This is a genomic window from Microbulbifer okhotskensis (assembly GCF_023895975.1).
Lineage (GTDB): Bacteria > Pseudomonadota > Gammaproteobacteria > Pseudomonadales > Cellvibrionaceae > Microbulbifer > Microbulbifer okhotskensis.
In genome coordinates this window covers 1-1,376 of record NZ_JALBWM010000283.1, presented here as the reverse complement: position 1 = coordinate 1,376, position 1,376 = coordinate 1, and the positions used below count along the sequence as shown (strand labels likewise).

The 1,376-nt window shown below is 42.1% G+C and carries 2 protein-coding genes; both read left to right on the top strand.

Annotated elements, in window-relative coordinates; all coding sequences use genetic code 11:
* Positions 1 to 176 precede the first annotated feature (176 nt).
* A complete protein-coding gene (locus MO867_RS22060) occupies positions 177 to 650 on the top strand; it encodes a hypothetical protein (protein WP_252473178.1) in 474 nt (157 codons plus the stop codon).
* Between the two features lie 261 nt (positions 651 to 911).
* Positions 912 to 1,262, top strand: a complete 351-nt coding sequence (locus MO867_RS22055; protein WP_252473176.1) for a YqaA family protein — start codon at positions 912 to 914, stop codon at positions 1,260 to 1,262.
* The last annotated feature ends 114 nt before the right edge of the window (positions 1,263 to 1,376 follow it).

Sequence of the window (1,376 nt, the reverse complement as noted above, 5' to 3'; positions counted from 1 at the left end):
CCATGGGCAGGTATTGTTTTAATTTGAAGTGAGAACCTTATTTTCTCAGTATCTGGCCGTGGTTCCTACCTATTTCGCCCCCTAAAACTGTCCGAAGTATTGTCATATAGATTATTAGCATAACTATACTTCAATCCTTAGTCAGTCCTCTCTACTTAAAACAGAAAGTGATAGCTATGCAAGTTTCTAAAGCACTGTTGGTTGTCATATTTATTGCCTTTTCATCTGAAGTTTATGCAAGCTCTCGCAGTGAGGTCTCTGATTTTATAAAAAGTTTTTACACCACACTTAATAGTTCATCTCCGCCAAGTAGCTTGAAGAATTACTTTGCTCAATCCCCTTTATTTTTTATCGGCGAGCAGCCTGGGTTATCTAATCATTCTGACATCATTCCCGTAATGATCAGTCAGTTGCGTAAAACCATGGATCTTGAGGCATATCCGTTTTCCGGCTTATACATAGAGAAGATCTATGTTTCAGAGGATGGTTCCGCAACCTCACTTGTTGTTTTTCAGCGATCCAAATCAAAAGAAAGGAATAGGAAATCTGCCTGCAATATCTTGTCGATTGCAAAACTGCAAGGTGGCTGGAGGGTTATGGGGTGGGCACTGATTTCGACTCCAGATGAGCGGATTTGCACTTGGGCCTAAGTGAGTCTGGGGAAGGTTACAAATTCTAAAATCCGTTCACAAGGGTGAATGTAAATCACTATCACTGATGAATGGTTTTATTGGGAGTGTTCCCATTTTTCGATTATAGTGGCGCAATTTATAAGTATAGATAGAGGGGATGCCGAGCCCAGCTAGGCTTGAGTCGTCATTATGGGGTACTTTCTTGAATTTGGATTTTTGGGGCTTTTCGTATCAGCATTCCTGGCAGCGACCATTCTGCCGCTAAGTTCAGAAATTGTAATGACTGGTCTATTGCTCCAGGGGCTCTCTCCGTGGGTCCTGATAGTGGTTGCCACTACTGGGAATGTAGCGGGGTCTCTTCTCAATTATGCATTAGGCTACTGGGCCAGCTTAGGCGTGATCAAGAAATGGTTGAGAATGTCTGAAGAGGAATTTGTAAAGGCTGAACAGCGATTTAAAAAATATGGGATATTCTCTCTGTTTTTTTCCTGGGTGCCCATTATTGGTGATCCTCTTACCGTTATGGCTGGGATTTTAAGGATTCGGTTGGTTTGGTTTTTACTGCTGGTTGCTACGGGTAAATGTCTGCGTTACCTGGTGGTCTGCTATATGGTGTTGCAAACATCTTAAAGTGGATATTGAGTTAATAAGGGATTTTACTTAAGTGTTTTCACGGAAGTTTGTAGTACACAACACTTCGGACAGTTTCATGCAGCTATAGCCCCGTAGTCACTGTACCGTTCG